This window comes from Rhizobium skierniewicense Ch11, from assembly GCF_023757665.1.
GTDB classification, from domain to species: Bacteria; Pseudomonadota; Alphaproteobacteria; order Rhizobiales; family Rhizobiaceae; genus Agrobacterium; species Agrobacterium skierniewicense.
The window spans coordinates 81,879-96,809 of sequence record NZ_RXPG01000006.1; the positions used below are offsets into that span (position 1 = coordinate 81,879).

The following is a 14,931-nucleotide window of genomic DNA, read 5'->3' on the forward strand; positions in this document are numbered from 1 at the left end:
GCTGACGCCGTAAAAGGCCATGATCCGGCGTTTCCTGAAATACACTGATGAGCGAGAAGATGTCCGCCAAATTCGATATATCCTTTGCCAATTCCGCTTCCCTTGAAAATGCCAGCGCTGTTCTGCTGCAGGTATCGGGCGAAAATGCGCCCGCTGGCCAGGCGCAGGTCGATCCTGCCGGCGTCCTTGTGAAAGCTGCCAAAGTTTCCGGTTTCGCCGCCAAGGCGATGAGCGTTCTGGACGTACTGGCGCCGCAGGGGTCCGAAGCCGACAGAATCGTCGTCATCGGGCTCGGTAAGCCGGCCAAGCTGACGGCGCATGACTGGCTGCGCGCCGGTGGAACGGCTGCTGCGCAGTTCAAGAAGGCCGAAAAGGTCGTCATCCATCTGGACGCGATGGGCATCGAAGTCGATGGCAAGGCGGCAGCCGACTTCGCGCTGGGCCTTCTGTTGCGCGCCTATAGCTTCGATACCTACAAGACGAAAAAGAAGTCCGACGACGACAAGACGCCGAAAAGCGTCGACGTCACCATCGTGACGGCGGTTCATGATGACGCGAAAAAGGCGTTTGAGACAGCCGAAGCCGAAGCCCAGGGCGTTATTCTGGCGCGTGACCTCGTCAACCTGCCGCCAAACGTTCTTGGTCCGGTGGAATTTGCCGAAAAGGCGGAAGAGTTGAAGAAGCTCGGCGTCGAGGTTGAAATCCTTGGCGAAAAGGAAATGAAGAAGCTGGGCATGGGGGCGCTTCTGGGCGTCGCCCAAGGGTCCGTCCGCCCGCCACGCCTCGCCATCATGCAGTGGAAGGGCGGCGCCAAGAAAGATGAGCCGATTGCCTTTGTCGGCAAGGGCGTGGTTTTCGACACGGGCGGCATTTCGCTGAAGCCCGGTGCGGGCATGGAAGACATGAAGGGCGACATGGGAGGTGCAGCCGCCGTGACGGGCCTCATGCACACGCTGGCGGCACGCAAGGCGAAGGCAAATGTCATCGGTGTTATAGGTCTTGTGGAAAACATGCCGGATGGCAATGCGCAGCGGCCGGGCGATATCGTCACTTCCATGTCCGGCCAGACCATCGAAATTATCAACACCGACGCCGAAGGCCGCCTCGTGCTGGCGGATGCGCTCTGGTATACCAATGATCGCTTCAAGCCGAAGTTCATGATCAATCTGGCAACACTGACAGGCGCTATTACCGTCGCATTGGGCAATCTCCAGGCAGGACTGTTCTGCAATGATGACGAGTTGGCCGACCGCTTGACGCGCGCGGGTAACACGACACAGGAAAAGCTCTGGCGCATGCCGCTCGGCAAGGAATACGACAAGATCATCGATTCCAAATTTGCCGATATGAAGAACAGTTCCGGTCGGCTTGCTGGTTCCGTCACCGCCGCACAGTTCCTCAAACGCTTCGTTGGCGACACGCCATGGGCGCATCTGGACATCGCCGGAACCGCCATGGGCTCACCGCTCAACGAGATCAACCAGTCCTGGGGCTCCGGTTACGGTGTGCGCCTGCTGAACGAACTCGTTCGCGCCCATTACGAGGATTGATCATTGGCGGGCAAAACGCGACTGGCAGGCCGATGACGGAGATCCTGTTTTACCATCTGACCGAATCGAAGCTGGAAGACGCTTTGCCACCGCTTCTTGAAAAGTCACTGGAGCGCGGCTGGAAAGTCGCGGTCCAGACAGCGACTGAGGAGCGTCGGGATGTGCTCGATGTGCATCTGTGGACATTTCGCGACGACAGTTTCATGCCGCATAGCAGCGACCTCTCTGAAACAGCCGCTGAACAGCCCGTTCTGCTGACCGCATCCGGCGAAAATCGCAACGCTGCCAACGTTCGCTTTATCGTAGACGGAGCGGAGCCACCTCCGATCGACGGCTATGAGCGCGTCGTGTTCATGTTCGACGGTTATGACGCCGCGCAACTGGATGGCGCGCGCGGCCAGTGGAAAAAGATGAAAGGCGAGGGGCATACGCTGACCTATTGGCAGCAATCGCCGGAAGGACGCTGGCAGAAAAAGGCTTGAGGGCCAAGGTTTTACGCGAGGATTCCTCTACTTGACGATCACAAAAATGGCCGGGTCATCCCCGGCCATTTCCATTTTCAGATAATGCGTGGCCTCACTTCTGGCCCGGCAAAGCATAGGCGATGACATAATCGCCACGATCGGGAGATTGCCGGGCACCACCGGCGGAAATCACCACATATTGCTTGCCGGTTTTCGGCGACTTGTAGCTCATCGGGCCGCCTTGGCTGCCGACCGGCAGGCGGGCTTTCCAGACTTCTTCACCGGTCGCCGTGCTGAAGGCGCGCAGATAATAATCTTGGGTGCCCGCGATGAAGACGAGACCGCCTTGCGTGGTCATCGTGCCACCCAGCGTCGGCATGCCCACGGGGATGGGGAGACCCATCTTGATGCCGAGCGGACCGGTGTCCTGCACCGTGCCGACAGGAACCTGCCAGTTGATCTTCTGCGTCTTCATGTTGATGGCGGTCAGCGTGCCGAACGGAGGCTTCTGGCAGGGAATGCCGAGTGCCGAGAGAAAGCGGTTTTTGTTGACCGCATAGGGCGTGCCCTTCATCGGCACCAGACCCATGACCGTGTTGGTGGCTTCGGAACCGCTGTTGACGGCCGTCGTGGGTGCCGCTTCCTGCATCTGGATCCACAAGCCCAGGCGCATGTCGTTGACGAAGATCGTGTCGGTGTTGGGATCGATGGAAATACCGCCCCAGTTCATGCCGCCGAGAGACCCTGGGAAGTTGAGCGCTAGATCTGTTCCGGGAACGGTGTAGACACCGTCATAGCGCATGCCCCTGAAGGCAACGCGGCACAGAAGCTGGTCGAACGGTGTTGCGCCCCACATATCGCTCTCGGTCAGCGTCTGAGCACCGATCTGCGGCATGCCGACGGAAAGCTTCTGCGTTGGGGCATAGGGCTCGTTGGGGATGTTACCGGGCTTGACGGGAATGTCCTTAACCTCTGTCAACGGCTTGCCCGTCGCGCGGTCAAGCACATAGAGCTGACCAGCCTTGGTGCCGAATACCAGCGCCGGAACGGTCGAGCCATCTGCCTTGGGGAAGTCGATGAAGCTTGGTTGCATCGGCACGTCGAAGTCCCAGAGGTCGTTGTGAACCGTCTGGTAGACCCACTTTTCACGGCCCGTTGTGGCATCGAGTGCCAGCATGGAGGCGCCGTATTTGTGGTCGAGTTCTGTCCGGGTCGCACCGTAGAGATCAACCGAAGGGCTGCCAACCGGCATGAACACGGTGTTGGACGCAGCGTCATAGGACATCGAGGCCCAGACATTGGGTGTCGAGCGTGTATAGGTCTGGCCTGGAGGCGGCATGAGGGTGATGTCGGGATTGCCCGGATCGAACGCCCAGCGTAGCTGCCCGGTGATGACATCAAAACCGCGCATGACGCCGCCCGGCATATCCACCTGTACATTGTCGGCGATCCGTCCGCCGATCACGACGGTTGTGCCAGCCAGTGTCGGTGCCGATGTCAGAACATAGCTCGGGTCTGGCGCGTTGCCGAGACCTTCCTTGAGGTTGACACGGCCATTGGTGCCGAAGTCAGGGCAGAATGCACCCGTGTCGGCATCGAGAGCGATCAGTTCCGCCGCGATTGTGTTCATCAAAATGCGGCGTTGGCACAGCGCTCCTTCAGCAACGGTTGCTGCGGTGACCGGCGTGGAACCAGGCAGACTGGGTTGTTGGACCGGGCGCGTGGCATCGAAATAGGCAAGGCCACGGCAACGCATCCAGACGGACGACTTGGCATTGATCTCGTTCTTCCAGATTTCCTTGCCGGTATCGGCATCCAGTGCAATTACGTTGTTGTGCGGGGTGCACAAAAACACGCGGTCACCCACCTGCAACGGTGTCTGCTGGTCTTCGGCACCGCCGCCATTGGGGCTGATGGGTGTATCGCCGGTGTGATAGGTCCAGGCTACCTCGAGATTCTTGACGGTGTCGCGATTGATCTGATCGAGCGCGACGAAGCGGCTGCCGCCTGCGGTATTGCCGTAATGTTCCCAGTTTTTCTGTTCGGTTTCAACCGAAACAGGCGTCAGTGCCGGGGCCTCGCCGCTGGCAACAACAGTTGGATGCGGCACGAACATGCCGGCCATGCCGGCCGCGGATGCGGCTCCCAGAAGGATCGCCAGAATGAACGAACCGGCATAGGCCGGTGTTTTTCCGGCTGCGCGGCGCAGCAGCGGAACGGAAAGGGCAACGACAGTCGCGCCAACCGTCAACGCCAGAAGGCGGGAGATCAGCGGCCAGAAGTCAACGCCGACTTCCCATAGGGACCAGGCAACGGTGCCGATGAAGACGAGGCCGAATAGCATGGCGCCGGATGGTTTGCGCAAGGCAATGAGCAGACCGCCGAGAACAAGGGCGATGCCGGAGATGATAAAATAAAGGCTGCCACCTGCCATGGCGAGCTTGGCGCCGAAATAAGTGAAGAAGAGACCCGCAGCGACGAGAACGAGGCCGAGAAACGCGAGCCATAGTTTTGAAAAAGCGGATAAGGGTTTGGGTTGATCAACCATCAAGAGTTCCTGACTGTTTTAAATTTGGCAGTCAGACGAAACGCCCTCAGGCTCCTGGCGAGCAGAAGAGGCCCCGTGCTGACAGATGACACGGAGTCTTGAGGCCGCATAGGGCTGCGGTGCGATGCTGAAAAATACACGCTCCATGAGTGCTCTCCGCATTGGACGATATCACTACGCCAGACGGGGCCTTCATGGCATTCAGGCGGCGACATCCCATCAAGATCCGAGTTCCCCTCGCAACCCCACTCCTCCAACGGATTGGTACGGGTGTATTTGGCTGGCGCCAACCAGTGCGTGAATACGCCGCCCCGCTGATGTTCACAAGCTGGAAAATACCAACTCCGGTGTGAAAAGGCGGACACTATCGATTCTTATGGTTGATTTTCTTTCGCTTCACTTTTTTTTGAAGTGGAGCATCAATACGAGTGAGGGTTGTGAGAAAAAACCGGTCTACAAGCTGCAACTTCAAGCGAGTCGGACGGCGAAGGCGCGACGCAAGATTGGATTGAGAACCACATCAGCCGTTATTCAAGGTTGTTCTAATGTGGCGCGCTAATAAAAACGCTATATGCAGCGATAGGTTCGCGGTGCATTGCATAGAAATGAGGAGATCGACATGGGTCAATCCGTACCGTGGCCTGCAAATGAAACTGAGCGTCTTGTGGGCGTGCGTTCCATTCTCGGATCGGGCCCGACGCCGGAACTGGCTGCTCTCTCCGAGCTTGCCAAGGGCGTGTTTGAAACCTCGCGTGCTGCGGTTCATATCGTTGACGAGGACTGGCTGCACATCGCGCATCAAGCGGGTATTCAAGTGGTCGAATGCCCCCGGGACATTTCCATCTGCACAAGGGTGGTGCTTTCCAACGACGTGCTGGTGGTTCCCGATCTGAGTGCTCACCCGGAATTGTCTGCTTTTCCCTATGTTCAAGGGGGCCAGAAGTTCCGTTTCTATGCCGGAGCACCCATCGAGCTGGAGCCTGGACTGATTGTCGGAGCATTTTGTATTCTCGATACATCTCCGCGCCAGCTACAACCGGGCGAAATCGCCAGCCTGAAGCGTTTCGCTGTCCTGGCCGGCGCCTTGCTTCGACTGCAAAAAGCCAATTTCACCATGAGCCTTGCAGAACGCGCCTTGCGGGATGCCGCCATGACCGATCCGCTGACGGGGTTCTACAATCGCGAGGCTTTGAGTGCGCTGGTGGATTCGCAGATGTATGCAGCGCTGCAGTCCAACGAAACCTTTGGCGCTCTCTATCTGGATATGGATGGTTTCAAGGCGATCAACGATACGCTCGGCCATAGTGTTGGAGACCGCGTTCTTCACGAGGCTGCAAATCGCATCCGCAATGTGATCAGGTCCGAAGACATTGCCGTGCGCATGGGTGGAGACGAGTTTGCCGTCTTTGTTCCCAGGCCAGCCCGGTCACATGACCTTTCAACGCTGGCCGAGCGCCTGCTTGAAGCGTTTCGTCATCCGTTCAACATCGATGGTCGGTTGGTGCATGCGCCGCTCAGCATCGGTGGCGCCATTGCTCCGCAGGCGGGCAGCGATCGCCTTTCGCTGTTGCAGAGCGTCGATGAAGCCTTGTATCAGGCCAAGAAAGAAGGGCGCGACCGTTTCGTCAATCGCGCCTTGTAAATGTGGTCAGTCGAAGAACGAATCGACGAACTTGTGACGACCGAGCAGGAATGCGTCGGCGACATGCATCAGCGGTGCAAGATCGACATCTGATGTCTTCGCCTTGATGATCTCGGCAAAGCGCTCGTAAAGGGCCGGATATTCGCGCTCGGGCTGGACAGGCGTCTGCTCCGCGTTGATGGAGAGCTTCGAACCGCCGTCGGAAAGAACCATCTGACCAGCCTCCGTTTCAGCCACGATATCCCAGCTTTGCTTGCCTGTCTGCCGCCAGTCGAACTCGGCATGAACAGGCAGTTGCGTCACATCCGAAAACTGAATGTCGGCTGCAATCGGCGCATCGCGGTTCTCGGGGAATTCAAGCGTGGCCTTGGTGATGAACAGCGCGCGTGGAAGAATGTGCGTGATGATCGATAGCGCGTTGATACCCGGATCGAACACGCCAAGGCCGCCTGCCTGCCAGATCCAGTCCTGGTTGGGATGCCAATGACGGACGTCTTCCTTCCAGATGACGTGAACACTGTTGATTTTCGTGGAGGCCAGGAAGCTCTTGGCGGCTTCGACGGCAGGCGCATAGCGTGAGTGCCAGCTGGCAAACAGCGAAAGTCCTTTGGAATCCGCCAGCCGAACCAGATCCTGCACTTCAGACAATGTGGCACCCGGTGGTTTTTCGAGAAAGACATGCTTGCCTGCATTCAATGCTGCGTAAGCCGCTGTATAGCGATATTGCGGTGGCATGCACAGCGATACGGCCTGAACCTCGGGTACGGCTTCGAGCAACGCTTCGATGGTGCCATAGGATGCGACGCCATCCACGGTGCCATGGCGGCTTGCTGTGGCAACCAGATCGAAATCCGGATTGGCCGCAATGGCCGGAAGGTGCTGATCGCGAACAATTTTGCCGACGCCGACGATAGCGAGCTTGGTAGCTGACATGAAAGAAATCCGTTTGGCTGATTCAGTGAGGAAGGCTTGATCCGTGCCTTTGTAACAGAAACCCGGTAGGCGGCAAGCCGACACCGGGAGGTGCATTGTCGGAATTTGTCGCGGTGAAGGAGCCGCATTTGGTCCTGGCTTCCCGCAAATTCGAGTTGGTGTTGCTGCACGTTTTGCCCGAAGGGAATGCGGCTTTTCCAAACCCTGATCGATCACTTTTTTTCGGCCGGACATGAGCAATGTTCTAAGTGGTTGAATCGTAGAGCGTTATTTATAACTGCAACCAAAAAGTGTTAACTTGATGGTTTGCTTCTTCTGGTGTACATAAAGGTGACGGTAATTCACAACCGTCACTTAAAGCATAGACTAATTTTAGAAAGTAAGCACGCAGTAAATATTTTAGATATCGTGCGGATATACGTATAAATTTTTTTAAGAATACATTTTTATTAAGATAGGTTTTGTAACTATGAATATAAAAATTCAGAGGGTGGAGAAATCCACCCTCATTCTTTACGTTTTGTTGTTTTTTTGTTTTATTTGTATTTTATTTTGCTGGGAGTAACGGTTTCATATTCAAAATCAATTGATAATAATCTGGAAATATCAATTTTCGAGAAAATTTTGAGGTGGTTCTTAATCAGTATGATGGCGCTAGGATTGGGTCGAATACTCGTTCTAGCGGCATTGGGAATACGCCTACGAGCCGTTTCCGAACAGGCAGGGAGCCAGACCTCGGGCAGAGTCTGGGATGATCAGAATCAAGAGATGATCAGCGTCATCATCCCGTGCCACAATGAAGAAAAAGTCATTGTCGGTACGATAACGAGGCTTCTTGAAAGCAGGAACATTCTGCCGGACATTATCGTGATCGATGATGGGTCGTCGGATGAAACAGCCGCTCGCGTGCTTGAGAACTTTGGTCACGACGAGCGGGTGACACTTGTTACCCAACCCAACGCCGGCAAGGCAGCGGCGCTGAACCATGGCATGCGTCTGGCCACGAGCGACGTCATCATAGCGCTCGACGCAGACACGCATTTCGAACCCGAAACCGTGGTTCGATTGCTTCAACATTTCGGCTATCCCTCCGTCGGGGTTGTTGCGGGTAACGTGAAGGTCGGCAACCGGCATAACATTCTCACCGGTTGGCAGTCGGTGGAATATGTGACGTCGCAGAATATGGAGCGGATAGCCCTTTCCTCGCTGAGCGCCATGATGGTCGTTTCCGGTGCTGTCGGAGCCTGGCGCAGGCAGGCAATATTGGATGCCGGCGGCTTTCCTGAAGACACGATCGCTGAAGATCAGGATTTGACGATCCTTCTTCAACGTATGGGCTGGAAAGCCTTGTATGAGCCATCTGCGATAGCCTGGACGGAGGCACCTGACACCGTTCGGGATTTTATCAAGCAGCGATTGCGCTGGTCGTATGGAACGCTTCAGTGCCTTTTGAAGCACACGTCAATCCGTCGAGACCGGTTCTCAGCGGGTATCGCATTAATCGCCATACCGCAGGTATGGCTGTTTCAAGTGGTCGCCGCGCTTGTCTCTCCGATCGTGGACTTTGTGGCGCTGGCGTCACTGGCGACATTCTTATTCCAGTTGCTGACTGGCATCGGTGAAGGAGCCCCGGTTTTTCACTTTGTGTTTTTTTATATGGCAGTGCATATGATCATAGAAATAGCCTATGGGCTGATCGCTTATAAGCTGGATTACCGGCAGGACAGGTTTCCGTTCCTGTATTACGTCAGCCAACGTTTCATGTTCAGGCAGATCCTTTACTACTCCACCTTGAAGGCGCTCTACCGGTATGTGTCTGGGGGACGGGTCGAATGGGGTATTCTTCGTCGCTCTGGACGAATCGAAATGCCTGGCTCCTGACAGCGTGGCGGGACCTAGCCCGCCATTGCCTCTTCATATTCACTGGAAAGCAGCAGCCACTGCTCCTCCGCCTCGGAGAGTTTGGCTGCGGCTTCTCCGCGCTCCTTGACTTTCAGTGCGGCCTTGGCCGGAGCCTTTTCGTAAAGGCTCGCGTCTCCAAGCTCCCTGTCAAGCGCCTGAATCAGCTTCTCAAGCTTTGCTGTCAACGACTCGATATCGTTGATCTTTTTCTTGAGGGGAGCGAGCGAGGCGCGCTTTTCAGCATTCGCCTTGCGTTGGTCCGCCTTTGAAGCGCCGTCTAGGACGACTTCAATTTTTTCGTCTTTTTTTTTACCCGAGGAGACAATGAGGTCGCGATATTCATCCATATCGCCTTCGAATGTCGTCACCGTGCCATTGTTGACGAGCCACAGACGGTCAACGGTTGCTTCGATCAGGTGACGATCATGCGAGATGAGGATGACCGCACCATTATAATCGTTCAGCGCTTCGATCAGCGCGCGGCGGCTGTCGATATCCAGATGGTTGGTCGGCTCGTCGAGGATGAGCAGGTTAGGCGCATGGAACGCAGCCAGACCCATCAACAGACGCGCCTTTTCACCGCCGGACAAGTCCTTGGCGGGCGTTGCCATCTTCTCTGTTGCCAGACCCATCTGCGCCACGCGGGCACGCACCTTGGCTTCCGGTGCCTGCGGCATCAGCTTGCGCACATGCTCGACCGGATTGTCTTCCGGCACGAGATCATCCAGCTGGTGCTGTGCGAAGAAGCCGATCTTCAGCGATGGTGCCAGCCGCAGATCACCTGTTTCCGGGGCAAGACGCCCGGAGATGAACTTGGCGAAGGTCGATTTGCCGTTGCCATTCGAACCCAACAGCGCGATGCGGTCGTCATTGTCGATGCGCAGGTTCAGACCCTTGAGGATCGGTTTGCCCGGTTCGTAACCAACTGCGCCGCCGTTGATGGCGACGATGGGCGAGGCGGGCTGCTTTTCCGGTTCCGGAAAGGTGATCGGCTGGACGTGGTCTTCGATGACCGACGAGACCGTACCCATGCGCTCAAGTGCTTTCACGCGGCTCTGCGCCTGCTTGGCTTTGGAGGCTTTTGCCTTGAAGCGATCAATGAAGCTCTGCAAATGCTTGCGGGCCGCATCGTTCTTGACCTTGGCCTTGGTCTGCAATTCGTCGGCTTCGGCCTTCTGACGCTCGAATTGGTCGTATCCGCCGCGATAGAAGGTCAACTTCTTCTGGTCCAGATGCACGATCGCATTGACGGCGTTGTTCAGGAGATCGCGGTCATGGCTGATGATGATGACGGTGTAGGGATAGCGGCGGATATAATCTTCCAGCCACAAGGTGCCTTCAAGGTCGAGATAGTTGGTCGGTTCGTCCAGCAGCAGCAGGTCCGGCTCGGCAAACAGAACGGACGCCAGCGCCACGCGCATGCGCCAACCGCCGGAGAAAGACGAGGCCGGACGAAGCTGGGCGTCCTGATCAAAGCCGAGACCGGCCAGAATGCTGGAGGCGCGCGCTTCGGCCGAATGCGCGTCGATATCGACAAGGCGCATCTGGATATCTGCAATGCGACCCGGATCGGTCGCGGTCTCTGATTCCAGCATCAGGGCCGCGCGTTCCTTGTCGGCGGCCAGCACGATGTCGATCAGGCTTTCCTCCGTGGCCGGTGCCTCCTGCGCGACCTGTCCCATGCGGGCATTCTTGGGAATGAAGACCTCGCCGGTTTCAGCGCCAAGATCGCCGGTGATGATGCGAAAAAGGGTGGATTTGCCCGCGCCATTGCGGCCCACGAGGCCAGCCTTCGTGCCCGCTGGAAGCGACACGCTGGCGTGATCGAGGAGAAGGCGCCCGGCAATACGGGCGGAAACGTCTGAGATGGTAATCATGGCGCCGTTTTGGCCGAACTCAGTTGTGAACGCAAGAGCGCGAAAGCCACAGTTTCCCCCGTTTATGCGCTGGTCTCTTTCCCGCGAAGGGCAGGAGGGGCCAAGCCCGACGTCGTGTTGATGGGTGTCATCAGTTTTCGTTATTTGATTAAATGGGGAGCGCCTGTTTGTATGACCCCATCCAGACGCTTCGAAAGGACCGATCATGACCTCCAGAACTCTCTATTCGCTGTGCGGCAGTGACAACAGCCGCCCGTTTTCTCCCCATTGCTGGAAAACGGTTCTTTCACTGGCGCACAAGGGATTGGATTTCGAAGAGCGTCCTATGGCGTTCACGGCCATTCCGGGCGTGGAGAACGGCTTTTCGAAAACCGTGCCGATCCTTCGTGATGGTGACCGGCTGGTAAAGGACAGCTTTGAGATCGCCCTTTACCTGGACGATGCCTATCCGGATGCGCCGTCGTTGTTCAATGGCGAGGGCGGCAAGTCGTTGGCTCGCTTTGTGGAAAGCTGGTCACAGACCACGCTGCATCCGGCTATCGCCAAATTTGCGGTGGTCGATATTCACGACATTCTGGACGAGCAGGATCGCAACTACTTCCGCGAAAGCCGTACCAGGCTTTTTGGAAAGACGCTCGAAGAGGTGACGGCCAATCGTGACGCCGAGATCGCCGCCTTTCCGGCGAAACTAGAGCCCATCCGTCGCATGCTGGGCTTTCAGCCCTTTATCGGCGGCGAAAGCCCGTTGTTTGCGGATTACATCGTTTTCGGCGCGCTGCAATGGGTCCGCGTCATTTCAGGCGCAGACATCTTTGGTCGAAACGATCCGGTCCGCGACTGGTTCGAGCGCTGCCTCGACCTGCATGGCGCACGCGGGCGAAGTGTGACGGCGGCGTGAAATGTGACAGGCGCGTTGTCAAATCTGGCCATACCCCTTGTTTTCAGGTCTTCGGGCGGGTAAACACCGCCCACTTTCTTCAAGAATAAGGATACGGACACATGGCGATTGAACGCACATTTTCGATGATCAAGCCGGACGCAACCAAGCGTAACCTCACGGGTGCCATCACCAAGGTATTCGAAGACAACGGCCTGCGCATCATCGCATCCAAGCGCGTCTGGATGAGCAAGCGCGAAGCGGAAGGCTTCTACGCCGTTCACAAGGAACGTCCTTTCTTCGGCGAACTGGTCGACGGCATGACATCCGGCCCGACCATCGTTCAGGTTCTGGAAGGCGAAAACGCCATCCTCAAGAACCGCGAAATCATGGGTGCGACCAACCCTGCAAACGCAGACGAAGGCACGATCCGCAAGAGCTTCGCCCTGTCAATCGGCGAAAACTCCGTGCACGGTTCCGATGCTCCTGAAACCGCCGCTCAGGAAATCGCCTACTGGTTCGCAGAAACCGAAATCGTCGGCTGATTCAGTTTCCGAAGAGACGGACTCATTCTATGAGGCCCGGTCTTCAAGCTATTGAATATAATGAAAGACGGGGCCGTTCGGCTCCGTTTTTTTGTGCCCATGCGTCGCGGCAAGGGCAAAGCCATGATCAATGTGCCGGACATCCTTGAACAGGTGCCATATCTGTCGTCCCATCGGCTTTGAACACATGCGGGTTTGGCGTGTAGAGCGGGCCAACGACCAAAGGTTTTGCGGGCAGCAGAGACTGATCGGTATCCGACGTGACACTTGTGTCTATGGTTTGCATGACATGACCATCCGGCGCTCGTATGCGTATCGTGACCGCGTAAGGACGGCCTTCTCTGACGCATTCTACCGGGGGACTCTGCAACACGATCCTCAGATTTTTGGGAAGCAGCTTTTCGGTGATGGCAAAAGGATCGCCGCCACGCGGGTTTTCGAAGCTGGCTTCGATGGTGCTTCCGTCTTTGATGGGGGACGTTGGCTGAAGCGTCACCAGATAGGTCGCCGTGGCCACACGATAATTGAAGACGAACATGCGGCCGGACACGCTGACCATATCCCGCTGCTCTTCACGTTGGCAGGCTGCTAGCAGGAGAGCGGCGGTAATAAGAGCGACGAGCCCCTTCATCAAGCCGTCTCCTTTTTTCGCCTGTAGTGCTTGGCCGCCTTCTGGCGATTGCCGCAGACAGCCATGTCGCACCAGATACGGCTGCGGTTTTTGCTGCGATCGATGAAAAGCCAGCCACAATTCCCGCAGATCCGTAAGCGCTGTCGATTCGGTCCCGCCAGAAGGGTCAGCACGGAACGGGCCGTTGCAGCCTGAAGGCATTGTTTGGTTCGCGCGGTTTTGAGCGATGTGGCAGACGCCATGAGAAGATCTGCCAGAAGATGATCGTCATCCGCACCTGTTTCAATCAACCGGCGGAAATACCGATCAGTCGCCTCGCGCAGATCGATGAGGGAGTGCCGGTCTTCGGGTAAGGGTGGCACGAGCGCAGGCAATCTCTCACGCTCTGCCGACATGAGAGCAGCTGCTGCGCAAAAGCTCGCCAGCTGCTCAGGATCCGCAAAGCGGTCCACTGATTTTTCGTGGTCGAAGCGCAGAATGACGCTGTTGGCGACATCGAGCGCCAATGCGCCTCCGACAAAACGATGGGGTGTCCAGCTAAAGTTCATCTCACAAACATAACTAGCAAAAATCATTTTACCAGTTATAAAAGTGGCTGGGGGATCGTATGGCTTATTTTCTTCAGCAACTTGTCAATGCCGTGCCTGTGGCCGCACTCTATGCTGCGCTTGCCTTTGGTTATGCGATCGCGTTCTGTATCACCAAGCGCGCCGACGTGACCTTCGGCGCCATCTTTGCGTTCGCCGGACTGACGAGCCTCTTGTTTGCTGATTTCGGTTGGAACCAACTCTGGCTCATTCTGCCGGCAACTTTGGCGCTTGGTGCTGCGGCTGGCCTTCTGGGCGGGCTCTGGGCTGGCATCTTCATCGGACGGGCCGTCATGCGACCGCTGGCCGCAGCTTCCCCCAATGCCGTCACGGTGGCTTCCATCGGCACGTTGATTGCGCTGATGGAAAGTGCACGGCTTGCCGCAAACACACGCTCGCTTTGGCTGCCGCCTTTTCTGAATGATCCAATTCATCTCTGGCAAAGCGCTGATTTCGCTGTGACCACCACCCCGATGCAGACCATCAATGCCTCTGTCTTTCTGACGATGGTTGTCGGCGGATTTGTGTTTCTGAAAAAATCCAGTTTGGGTCGATACTGGAAAGCCGTGTCCGAGGACGCATCTGCCGCCTCTCTGCTCGGCATCAATTCCGCGCGCATTTTTCTGGTGTCCTATGGCGCGGCAGCGCTCTTTGCCTCGATCTGCGGCGTGCTCGCAACGTTCTATTATGGCAATATGGATTTTGGCGCGGGGCTGGTGTTCGGTCTGAAAGTGGTGCTGATTTCCGCTGCCGGTGGATATACCAGCCCGCTCAAATGCGCCGCAGGAGCCGCCGCTATCGGCTTCGGCGAAACATTCTGGGCCTCTTACGGGCCCGTCGCTTGGCGGGATGCGGCAGTTCTCGCCATGCTGGTTTTATGGCTCGTCGCGACACGGCGTGAGCGTAAGCCACTCTAACGCCATTTATCCTTGGCGCTTTCGTCCGCGTCTCTGGCTGTTATCCAGTTGCCAGACGTTCCATCCTTGCCATGTTCTTTCTTCCAGAACGGTGCGGCGGTCTTAAGATAATCCATCACGAAATTCGCACCATCGAAGGCCGCCTGCCGGTGGCGGGAGGCGGCGATGACGAGGACGATGTTGTCGCCGGTGGCGATTTTGCCGTAACGGTGAATGGCGGTGAGGCCGAGAAGGTCGAAACGGTCGATGGCGAGCGACGCAATCCGCAGCATTTCTGCTTCCGCCATGCCGGGATAGTGCTCCAGTTCCAGGGCGGATAGCGTACCGCCGTCATCACGGCAAAGGCCGGTGAAGGTGACGATGGCACCGATGGACTTATCGGTGTTCCTCAGAAGCCGCGCTTCGACTGCGGCATCGAAATCCTGCGCCTGTACGCGAATGGTCGGCTGGATCTCCAA

General features: G+C 56.8%; 13 protein-coding genes. 7 read left to right on the forward strand and 6 right to left on the reverse strand.

The window, feature by feature from the left end; all coding sequences use genetic code 11:
* The first annotated feature begins 59 nt into the window (after window positions 1-59).
* Window positions 60-1,550, forward strand: a complete 1,491-nt coding sequence (locus EKM04_RS06635) for a leucyl aminopeptidase (protein WP_183897534.1) — start codon at window positions 60-62, stop codon at window positions 1,548-1,550.
* Window positions 1,551-1,582: 32 nt separating this feature from the next.
* Window positions 1,583-2,032: a DNA polymerase III subunit chi gene (locus tag EKM04_RS06640; protein ID WP_183897501.1), complete on the forward strand. Its 450-nt coding sequence runs from the start codon at window positions 1,583-1,585 to the stop codon at window positions 2,030-2,032.
* Window positions 2,033-2,126: 94 nt separating this feature from the next.
* On the opposite strand, the gene EKM04_RS06645 is transcribed toward EKM04_RS06640, so the two are convergent.
* A complete protein-coding gene (locus EKM04_RS06645; protein ID WP_183897502.1) occupies window positions 2,127-4,562 on the reverse strand; it encodes a glucose/quinate/shikimate family membrane-bound PQQ-dependent dehydrogenase in 2,436 nt (811 codons plus the stop codon).
* Between the two features lie 619 nt (window positions 4,563-5,181).
* On the opposite strand from EKM04_RS06645, the gene EKM04_RS06650 reads away from it, so the two are divergent.
* Entirely contained in the window at window positions 5,182-6,204 is a 1,023-nt protein-coding gene (locus tag EKM04_RS06650; protein ID WP_183897503.1) for a sensor domain-containing diguanylate cyclase, read from the forward strand.
* 6 nt (window positions 6,205-6,210) lie between these two features.
* Here EKM04_RS06650 and EKM04_RS06655 read toward each other — a convergent pair whose 3' ends face one another.
* Entirely contained in the window at window positions 6,211-7,137 is a 927-nt protein-coding gene (locus tag EKM04_RS06655; protein ID WP_183897504.1) for a Gfo/Idh/MocA family protein, read from the reverse strand.
* Between the two features lie 531 nt (window positions 7,138-7,668).
* Here EKM04_RS06655 and EKM04_RS06660 point away from each other — a divergent pair.
* Complete coding sequence (locus tag EKM04_RS06660) at window positions 7,669-9,018, forward strand: glycosyltransferase family 2 protein (protein WP_183897505.1); 1,350 nt, start codon at window positions 7,669-7,671, stop codon at window positions 9,016-9,018.
* 14 nt (window positions 9,019-9,032) lie between these two features.
* Here EKM04_RS06660 and EKM04_RS06665 read toward each other — a convergent pair whose 3' ends face one another.
* The gene (locus EKM04_RS06665; protein WP_174152604.1) at window positions 9,033-10,916 is read right to left on the reverse strand and encodes an ABC-F family ATP-binding cassette domain-containing protein; all 1,884 of its coding nucleotides are present in this window, start codon (window positions 10,914-10,916) and stop codon (window positions 9,033-9,035) included.
* A 205-nt stretch (window positions 10,917-11,121) separates the two neighbouring features.
* Between EKM04_RS06665 and EKM04_RS06670 the strand changes: the two genes are divergently transcribed.
* Both EKM04_RS06670 and ndk read left to right on the forward strand, forming a co-directional pair.
* Window positions 11,122-11,814, forward strand: coding sequence for a glutathione S-transferase family protein (locus EKM04_RS06670; RefSeq protein WP_183897506.1), 693 nt, complete (start codon window positions 11,122-11,124; stop codon window positions 11,812-11,814).
* A gap of 101 nt (window positions 11,815-11,915) precedes the next feature.
* Window positions 11,916-12,338 carry a nucleoside-diphosphate kinase gene (gene ndk, locus EKM04_RS06675; protein WP_045231849.1) on the forward strand — a complete coding sequence of 141 codons (423 nt, stop codon included), beginning with the start codon at window positions 11,916-11,918 and terminating at the stop codon, window positions 12,336-12,338.
* Window positions 12,339-12,465: 127 nt separating this feature from the next.
* Here the strand turns inward: ndk and EKM04_RS06680 are convergent, their stop codons facing one another.
* Entirely contained in the window at window positions 12,466-12,969 is a 504-nt protein-coding gene (locus EKM04_RS06680) for a hypothetical protein (RefSeq protein WP_183897507.1), read from the reverse strand.
* The gene (locus EKM04_RS06685; protein WP_183897508.1) at window positions 12,969-13,517 is read right to left on the reverse strand and encodes a CGNR zinc finger domain-containing protein; all 549 of its coding nucleotides are present in this window, start codon (window positions 13,515-13,517) and stop codon (window positions 12,969-12,971) included. The genes EKM04_RS06680 and EKM04_RS06685 overlap by 1 nt, the downstream gene beginning before the upstream one ends.
* 59 nt (window positions 13,518-13,576) lie before the next feature.
* On the opposite strand from EKM04_RS06685, the gene EKM04_RS06690 reads away from it, so the two are divergent.
* The gene (locus EKM04_RS06690) at window positions 13,577-14,473 is read left to right on the forward strand and encodes a branched-chain amino acid ABC transporter permease (RefSeq protein ID WP_183897509.1); all 897 of its coding nucleotides are present in this window, start codon (window positions 13,577-13,579) and stop codon (window positions 14,471-14,473) included.
* Here EKM04_RS06690 and EKM04_RS06695 read toward each other — a convergent pair.
* Window positions 14,470-14,931 carry a molybdenum cofactor biosynthesis protein MoaE gene (locus tag EKM04_RS06695; protein WP_183897510.1) on the reverse strand — a complete coding sequence of 154 codons (462 nt, stop codon included), beginning with the start codon at window positions 14,929-14,931 and terminating at the stop codon, window positions 14,470-14,472. The genes EKM04_RS06690 and EKM04_RS06695 overlap by 4 nt on opposite strands.

Coding starts and splice junctions, on each gene's coding strand:
- ndk (WP_045231849.1), top strand. CDS start 11,916: ATGGCGATTGAACGCACATTTTCGATGATCAAGCCGGACGCAACCAAG.
- EKM04_RS06645 (WP_183897502.1), bottom strand. CDS start 4,562: ATGGTTGATCAACCCAAACCCTTATCCGCTTTTTCAAAACTATGGCTC.
- EKM04_RS06670 (WP_183897506.1), top strand. CDS start 11,122: ATGACCTCCAGAACTCTCTATTCGCTGTGCGGCAGTGACAACAGCCGC.
- EKM04_RS06685 (WP_183897508.1), bottom strand. CDS start 13,517: ATGAACTTTAGCTGGACACCCCATCGTTTTGTCGGAGGCGCATTGGCG.
- EKM04_RS06680 (WP_183897507.1), bottom strand. CDS start 12,969: ATGAAGGGGCTCGTCGCTCTTATTACCGCCGCTCTCCTGCTAGCAGCC.
- EKM04_RS06655 (WP_183897504.1), bottom strand. CDS start 7,137: ATGTCAGCTACCAAGCTCGCTATCGTCGGCGTCGGCAAAATTGTTCGC.
- EKM04_RS06650 (WP_183897503.1), top strand. CDS start 5,182: ATGGGTCAATCCGTACCGTGGCCTGCAAATGAAACTGAGCGTCTTGTG.
- EKM04_RS06635 (WP_183897534.1), top strand. CDS start 60: ATGTCCGCCAAATTCGATATATCCTTTGCCAATTCCGCTTCCCTTGAA.
- EKM04_RS06640 (WP_183897501.1), top strand. CDS start 1,583: ATGACGGAGATCCTGTTTTACCATCTGACCGAATCGAAGCTGGAAGAC.
- EKM04_RS06690 (WP_183897509.1), top strand. CDS start 13,577: ATGGCTTATTTTCTTCAGCAACTTGTCAATGCCGTGCCTGTGGCCGCA.
- EKM04_RS06665 (WP_174152604.1), bottom strand. CDS start 10,916: ATGATTACCATCTCAGACGTTTCCGCCCGTATTGCCGGGCGCCTTCTC.